General features: G+C 74.4%; 6 protein-coding genes and 1 pseudogene. 1 reads left to right on the forward strand and 6 read right to left on the reverse strand.

The genetic code is table 11. From position 1 onward, the window contains the following. A partial coding sequence (locus ACOJUF_RS21450; RefSeq protein ID WP_420123843.1) for a glycoside hydrolase family 3 N-terminal domain-containing protein occupies window positions 1-1,220 on the forward strand: 1,220 nt, incomplete at its 5' end. A gap of 118 nt (window positions 1,221-1,338) precedes the next feature. Here ACOJUF_RS21450 and ACOJUF_RS21455 read toward each other — a convergent pair. The 6 genes and pseudogenes from ACOJUF_RS21455 to ACOJUF_RS21480 all read right to left on the reverse strand — a co-directional run. Beyond that, window positions 1,339-2,073: a Type 1 glutamine amidotransferase-like domain-containing protein gene (locus ACOJUF_RS21455; protein ID WP_420123844.1), complete on the reverse strand. Its 735-nt coding sequence runs from the start codon at window positions 2,071-2,073 to the stop codon at window positions 1,339-1,341. Window positions 2,074-2,084: 11 nt separating this feature from the next. Further along, window positions 2,085-3,422 (reverse strand): acyl-CoA carboxylase subunit beta, encoded by a 1,338-nt coding sequence (locus ACOJUF_RS21460; protein ID WP_420123848.1) that lies wholly within the window; start codon window positions 3,420-3,422, stop codon window positions 2,085-2,087. Window positions 3,423-3,838: 416 nt separating this feature from the next. Next, window positions 3,839-5,065: a beta-ketoacyl-[acyl-carrier-protein] synthase family protein gene (locus ACOJUF_RS21465; protein WP_420123845.1), complete on the reverse strand. Its 1,227-nt coding sequence runs from the start codon at window positions 5,063-5,065 to the stop codon at window positions 3,839-3,841. A gap of 103 nt (window positions 5,066-5,168) precedes the next feature. After that, the gene (locus ACOJUF_RS21470; protein WP_420123846.1) at window positions 5,169-5,411 is read right to left on the reverse strand and encodes an acyl carrier protein; all 243 of its coding nucleotides are present in this window, start codon (window positions 5,409-5,411) and stop codon (window positions 5,169-5,171) included. 87 nt (window positions 5,412-5,498) lie between these two features. Continuing rightward, window positions 5,499-6,479 carry a beta-ketoacyl-ACP synthase III gene (locus ACOJUF_RS21475; protein WP_420123847.1) on the reverse strand — a complete coding sequence of 327 codons (981 nt, stop codon included), beginning with the start codon at window positions 6,477-6,479 and terminating at the stop codon, window positions 5,499-5,501. Then, a pseudogene (locus ACOJUF_RS21480) lies at window positions 6,476-6,686 on the reverse strand (ACP S-malonyltransferase); the annotation flags it as partial. The pseudogene ACOJUF_RS21480 and the gene ACOJUF_RS21475, both read right to left, overlap by 4 nt.

The raw sequence follows: 6,686 nt of genomic DNA on the forward strand, positions 1-6,686 counted from the left end.
AAGACGGGGCTCGCCGGTACGACATCACCGCAATAGCCGAGGCTGCGTCCCCCTGCGCTGAGATGGCACCAGATGCCGCCGACGACATGACCGCTGCGGCCGCCGCCGTCGCGGCCATGAGCCCCGCCGAGCGGGCCGGCACGGTGGTGATGGCCAGCTCGGCCGACGCGGTCGGCACCGATCTGGTCGCCCGACTGCACCTGGGCGGGGTCATCCTCATGGGGTCCAAGGGCACCATCGACGGCACCTCCGGCGGCACCCCCGGCCAGGTCGCCGCCGTCGCGGCCGAGCTGCAGTCCCAGGTCCCGGACGGGCAGGCGCCGGTGCTGATCGGCACCGACCAGGAATCCGGGCTGGTCACCCGCCTGGTCAACGGCTTCACCGACTTCCCGGGCGCGGACGAGCTGTCCGCCATCGCCGACGTCGACACCGCCGACGCCCTGACCGAGCAGGTCACCGCGGCCAGCGCGGCCGAGATGCGGGCCGTCGGCGTGACCGTCGACTTCGCGCCGGACGCGGACGTGCTGCCGTCCGGCGGGGCGTCCGGGGTGGCCGGCCGCACCTTCGGCGCCGACCCCGAACGATCGGCGCGATTGGTCGCCGCGGCGGTCCGCGGGTACCAGCAGGGTGGCGTCGCCGCCACCATCAAGCACTTCCCGGGCATCGGCCGGACCGCGACCGACACGCACGAGGCGCTACCGACACTGACCACCGACTGCGCGGAATGGAACGCCGTCGAAGCGGTGCCGATGCGGGGCGGGGTGGACGCCGGGGTGGCCCTGGTGATGACCGGACACATCGACCTGCCGGCGGTGGGCACCGGCGGGACGTCGTCGGCGCTGTCGTCCGCGGTGGTCACCGACCTGCTCAAGGGATCGGGCGTCGCCGGCTGCCAGGGCCTCGGCTTCCACGGCGTCGCGGTGTCCGACTCCTTCGAGATGGCGCCGGTGGTCGACAATTTCGGACCGGGCGAGGCGGCGTGGCGGGGGATCGCGGCCGGCCAGGACCTCGTCCTCATGCCGTCCGACCCGGCCGCCGCGGTGGCCGGCATCGCCGCGGCGGTCGAGAGCGGTCAGCTGCCGGCCGACCGGCTGGCCGACGCCGCGACCCGGGTCTACGCGCTGCGGCTGGCCCTGGGCCGGGTGCCGGTGCCGGGGCTGGACACGGTCGGCTCCGCCGAACATGAGGCGATCGCGGCGACGGCGCGCGCGGCCGGGTAGCCGGCCGCGCGGGCGAGACCGCCATCGAGCACGTCGCGGGTGGTCCGGACGATGACGCGGGGATGGAGGAGCCGGCCCCTCGACCGGCCCGCGGCGTCAGCCGGTGCCCAGCCGATCCCTAGCCGATCGCGGTACCGGCCGGTACCGGGGTGACCGTCGCGCCGCGGCCGCCGTCCCGGTGCACCAGCCACGCGTGCCCGCGTCCGCCCACCGCCAGCCGGCCGTCCGCGCCGACCGTCACCAGAGTGTTCTCGTCGATGCCCAGACCGTTCCCGGCCGCCGCGCCCCGGACGGCCTGGACGAGCCGGGGGAGCGTGCCCCACTGCGCGCAGTGCACGTCGATGGACCAGCGGGTCAGCCCGAGGCCGGGCACGACCGTCAGCTCGTCCAGGTCCTCGGCGGTGTCCTCCGGGCAGATCGCGACTCCGCCGTCCCGCCACCCGCCGACGATCGCCCGGCCGGCGGCGATCGCGGCGCCGGCCGAGAAGCCGGCGTACGGCCGGCCGCCCTGGGTGAGCCAGCTCCGGATGGCGTCCGCGGCGGGCACCAGCGCGTCGGCGTACCCGGGGGTCAGGCCGCCGCCGACCAGCAGGGCGTCGGCATCGTCCAGGGCGGCCGGGTCGAACGCGGCTCCCACGGCGACCGGCCGCGGCCGGAGGCGGCACGGGGCCACTCCGGTCAGCACCCGCTCCCATTGCGCGAACCGGTCCGCCGCATCGCCCTCGTCGAGCACGACGCAGGCCACCGCCGGCGGGCCGCCGGCCCGGGCGGTCGCCTCGGCCAGGAACGGTCCGTAGACGTCGGCCGCGGCGTCCGGGTCCCAGCCGCCGCCGATCAGGTGCAGGTTCGTCATCGCCCCCGCACCTACAGCGGGATGTTGCCGTGGCTGCCCCGGCCGGCCGGCGCGGCGGCGAGCGCCTCGGCGAGTTTGCGCCGGGTCTCCGCGGGCGTGATGACCTCGTCGACGACGCCGAGCTCGAGCGCCCGGTGCACACCGCCCGCGATCTTCTCGTGCTCGGCGGCCAGCTGGGTGTGCAGGGCCTCGCGCTGCTCGACCGGCGCGGCGGCCAGCTTGCGGCGGTGCAGGATGCCCACGGCGGCCTTGGCGCCCATCACCGCGATCTCCGCGTTCGGCCAGGCGAACACGGCGGTCGCGCCCAGGGAGCGGGAGTTCATCGCGACGTACGCGCCGCCGTAGGCCTTGCGGGTCACCAGCGTCACCCGCGGGACGACGGCCTCGGCGAAGGCGTGCAGCAGCTTCGCGCCCCGCCGGACCACCCCGTCCCACTCCTGCCCGACGCCGGGAAGGTAGCCGGGCACGTCGACGATCACCAGCAGCGGGATGCCGAAGGAATCGCACATCCGGACGAACCGGGAGGCCTTCTCGGCCGACTGCGAGTCCAGGCACCCGCCCAGCCGCAGCGGGTTGTTGGCCACCACCCCGAGCGAGCGGCCGGCCAGCCGACCCAGCCCGATGACGATGTTGGGCGACCACTTGGCCTGCAGTTCCTCGATCGGCCCGTCCAGGATGCGGTCGATCAGCGGGCGCACCGGGTAGGCCCGGTTGGCCCGCTCGGGCAGCACCCCGGCCAGGTCCGGATCGTCCGGGATGCCGCTGACGCCGGCGATGCCCGGCTGGGTGAAGATGCCGGTGACCCGGCGGGCGCGGGCCAGGGCATCGGCCTCGTCGTCGGCGACGATGTGCACCACCCCGGACTTGCGGTGGTGGGCGGTGGGCCCGCCGAGCGATTCCATGTCGACGTCCTCGCCGGTCACCGAGCGGACCACGTCCGGACCGGTGACGAACACCCGGCCGTCCGGGGCCATGATCACGATGTCGGTCAGCGCCGGCCCGTAGGCGGCGCCGCCGGCGGCCGGGCCGAGGACGACGGAGATCTGCGGCACCCGGCCGGAGGCGCGGATCATCGCCGCGAACACCTGGCCGACGCCGTCCAGGGCCTGCACGCCCTCGGCCAGCCGCGCGCCGCCGGAGTGCCACAGGCCGATCACCGGGGTGCGCTCGCGCAGGGCGACCTCGATGGCGTCGACGATGTGCGCGCAGCCCTCCCACCCCATCGCGCCGCCCATCCGGGTGGCGTCGGTGCAGTAGGCGACGACCTTGGAGCCGTCGATCCGGCCGCGGACGGCGACCACGCCGGAGGTGTCGGTGGTGTGCAGCGGCACGACGGTGCCCGGGTCCATCAGCGCGGACAGCCGGACCAGCGGCTCCCGGGGGTCGAGCGCGCGGGGCGCCTTGACCGGCGCCGGGTCCACGCTTGCCGGGTCCGCGTTCGCCGGATCCGCGTTCGCCGGATCCACGGTCGCCGGGTCGGCGCTCGCGGCGTCGGCCGTATCGGCGGGCGACTCGCCGGTCGGACCGGCGGGGGCGGCGCTGGGCGCGGCCGGCTGGGCCGGCAGGTCGGTGTGGGGCAGGACAGCGGTCATGGTCCACTCCTGACGCGCCGCCGTGCGCGGCGCCGTTGCCGAGTTGGATGTGCGTTCACCGGAGCAGAACGCGGGTACGCCGAAGACGCGGGACGTCCCGGTGGGGTGGTGCGGCCCGGCGGTCGGTGCCGGGCCCGGTCGTGCGGTCGCGCTGCGGTGCGCCGGGCGGCGGGTCAGGCCGCGGTGAAGATCAGCGCGACGTTGTGCCCGCCGAAGCCGAACGAGTCGTTCAGCGCGGCGGTGAGGGTGACCTCGCGGTTCTCGGTGGCCACGTCGACCTTGATCTCGGGGTCGATCGTGGTGATGTTGCGGGAGCCGGGGACGACCCCGTCGCGGACGGCCAGCATGGTGGCGATGGCCTCCAGCGAGCCGGCGGCGCCCAGCATGTGGCCGGTCATCGACTTGGTCGAGGTGACGACCGGGTGGCCGCCGACCGACCGCAGGATCGTGTTGGATTCGGCGATGTCGCCGACCGGGGTCGAGGTGGCGTGCGCGTTGACGTGCCCGATGTCCAGGGGGGACAGGTCGGCACTGCGCAGCGCCTTGGCGATCGCCCGGCTCGAGCCCTCGCCCTCGGGCTCGGGGGCGGTGATGTGGTACGCGTCGTTGGACATGCCGATGCCGGCCAGCCGGCCGTAGATCTTCGCCCCACGCGCCTTGGCGTGGGCCTCGCGCTCGAGCACCATGATGCCGGCGCCCTCGCCCAGGACGAAGCCGTCGCGGTCGACGTCGAACGGCCGGGACGCGGTCAGCGGGTCGTCGTTGCGGGTGCTCATCGCCCGCATCTGGGAGAAGCCGGCCATCGGCAGCGGGTGCACGCAGGCCTCGGCGCCCCCGGCGATGGCCACGTCCAGCTCGCCGGACTTGATCATGCGATAGGCCCAGGCCAGGCCCTCGGCGCCGGACGCGCAGGCCGATACCGGGGCGTGCACGCCGCCCCGGGCCTTGGCCCACAGGCCGACGGCCGCGGCCGGGCCGTTGGGCATCAGCATCGGCACGGTCAGCACCGCGACCTTGCGGACGCCGTCCTGCTCCAGGATGTCGTCCTGCCCGAGCAGGGTCAGCGCCCCGCCGATGCCGGTGCCGATGACCACGCCGAGCCGTTCCAGGTCCATCTCCGGCGCGCCGGCGTCGGCCCAGGCCTCGCGGGCCGCGACGAGCGCGACCTGCTGGCACCGGTCCAGCCGGCGGGCCTCCACCCGGGACAGGACCTCGCTCGGGTCGACGACCAGCGGCGCGTAGATGCGCACGGGCAGGTCGTACTGCTCGGCCCACGGCTCGGTCAGCGGCTTGACGCCGATGGTGCCGTCCAGCAGCGCCTGCCAGGTTTCCGGCGCCGTGCCGCCGATCGGCGTGGTCGCGCCGATACCGGTGACGACGACGTCGTGATCGGAGCTCATGGCGGGGGTCCCTTCGGGGAGGAGATGGCGGGCGGTGCGGGTCGGGTGATGCGGGTGCTGCCGGTGCCCCGGCCGCGCGGGATCGGCGGCCGGGCGCGAGCCGTCAGGACTTGTTGGCCTCGATGTAGGCGACGGCGTCGCCCACGGTCTTGAGGTTGGCCAGCTCGTCGTCCGGGATCTTCACGCCGAACTTGTCCTCGGCCTGCACCGCGATCTCGACCATGGACAGCGAGTCGATGTCCAGGTCGTCGGTGAAGGACTTGTCGGCGGTGACGTCGGCCGCGCTCACGCCGGCGACCTCTTCGACGATCTCGCCGAGTCCGGCGATGATGTCCTCGTTGCTCACGGGGTTTCCTTTCGGTTTCGGCCGTCCCCGGGTGGGTCTTCACACGGCCGCGGTTGGCAGGGCAACTGGGCATTCTGCCCCATTGCCTCAGGGGCAGACGAACACCTGGCTGGCGTAGGTCAGGCCGGCGCCGAAGGCGACGGACAGCACGACGTCCCCGGACCGGACCTCGCCGGCGGCCCGCATCCGATCGAGGGCGATCGGGATGGACGCCGAGGAGGTGTTGCCGGTGGTGACGATGTCGCGACCGACCTTGAGGTCCTCCCGGCCGCCCTCCTTGACGATCTTCTTCGCGATCGCGTCGATGATCCGCAGGTTGGCCTGGTGGGTGACCAGCACGTCGATGTCGCTCAGTTCCAGCCCGGCCGCCCGGGCCGCCCGGATCGCGACCGGCGCGATCGCGGTGGTGGCCCAGCGGAAGACGGTCTGGCCCTCCTGGATGAAGTGACCGGTGCGGCCCTCGATCCGGATGGTCTGGGTGTGGTTCTCGTCGCTGCCCCACTGGACCGGGCCGATGCCCGGCTCGTCGGTGGCGGAGACGACGACCGCGCCAGCCCCGTCGGCGAAGATGATCGCCGTCGCCCGGTCGTCCGGCTTGGTCCAGTCGGTGAGCTTCTCCGACCCGACCACCAGCACGTTGCGCGACGCGCCGGTGCGCACCGCCTGGTCGGCGGCGGCCAGCGCGTAGCAGAACCCGGCGCAGGCGGCGTTGATGTCGAACGAGCCGGGGGCGTGGATGCCCAGCAGGTTGGCGATCTGGGTGGAGGCGTGCGGCGCCGGCGAGTCGACGCTGCAGGTCGCGGTGATCACCGTGTCGATCTGCTCGGGCTGCAGGCCGGCCTCGGCCAGAGCCTGGGCCCCGGCCTGCGCGCCCATGCTGGCCACCGACTCGTCGGCGGCGGCGAACCGGCGCTCGGCGATGCCGACCCGGGCCCGGATCCACTCGTCGTCGGTCTCCATGATCCGGGCGAGATCGTGGTTGGTGACGACCCTGTCGGGCCGGTAGTGGCCCAGCCCGACGATCTTCGAGCCGGGTGATCCGGGGGCGGTCCGGATGGTCGCGCTCACGCTTGCTTCACCCCCGCGTGCTCGGCCGCGAACGCCGCGGCGGCGTCCAGGTCGGCGGGCGTCTTGAGGGCCATGGTGGCCACCCCCTTGAGATCACGCTTGACGAGTCCGACCAGCGTCCCAGCCGGCGGCAGTTCCAGCACGCCGGTGACGCCCAGGCCGGCCAGCGTCTGCATGCAGCTGTCCCAGCGGACGGGGTGGGTGACC

The organism is Nakamurella sp., assembly GCF_048594475.1.
In the GTDB taxonomy this organism is placed as follows: domain Bacteria; phylum Actinomycetota; class Actinomycetes; order Mycobacteriales; family Nakamurellaceae; genus Nakamurella.

Excerpts from the sequence above, each read along its gene's own strand:
- ACOJUF_RS21465 (WP_420123845.1), bottom strand. The coding sequence starts at position 5,065 with ATGAGCTCCGATCACGACGTCGTCGTCACCGGTATCGGCGCGACCACG.
- ACOJUF_RS21455 (WP_420123844.1), bottom strand. The coding sequence starts at position 2,073 with ATGACGAACCTGCACCTGATCGGCGGCGGCTGGGACCCGGACGCCGCG.
- ACOJUF_RS21460 (WP_420123848.1), bottom strand. The coding sequence starts at position 3,422 with ATGGACCCGGGCACCGTCGTGCCGCTGCACACCACCGACACCTCCGGC.